Source organism: Peribacillus loiseleuriae, assembly GCF_001183985.1.
Classification (GTDB): domain Bacteria; phylum Bacillota; class Bacilli; order Bacillales; family DSM-1321; genus Peribacillus; species Peribacillus loiseleuriae.
The window spans coordinates 265,389-265,683 of record NZ_LFZW01000001.1 but is presented as its reverse complement, the minus strand read 5'-3'; the positions used below and the strand labels follow the sequence as shown (position 1 = coordinate 265,683).

The window sequence follows — 295 nt, the reverse complement described above, 5'->3', positions numbered from 1 at the left end:
TGTTTGACTTGCTCATTTGTTGTTATAGTGTGTACTCACTTAAATTTAAACGTTGGCGCTTTGTTTTGTTCAGTTTTCAAAGAGCAATATTGGAGCGGGTGAAGAGAATCGAACTCTCATCATCAGCTTGGAAGGCTGAGGTTTTACCACTAAACTACACCCGCATATTAATTAAAATCAAGAGAAATAAATGGTCGGGAAGACAGGATTCGAACCTGCGACCCCTTGGTCCCAAACCAAGTGCTCTACCAAGCTGAGCTACTTCCCGTCTATATGGCGCGCCCGAGTCGAACCC

The 295-nt window shown here is 44.1% G+C and carries 2 tRNA genes; both read right to left on the bottom strand.

Going from position 1 to position 295, the window contains the following annotated elements:
• Positions 1–90 precede the first annotated feature (90 nt).
• A tRNA-Gly gene (locus AC625_RS01385) sits at positions 91–164 on the bottom strand.
• 27 nt (positions 165–191) lie between these two features.
• A tRNA-Pro gene (locus tag AC625_RS01380) sits at positions 192–268 on the bottom strand.
• Positions 269–295 lie beyond the last annotated feature (27 nt).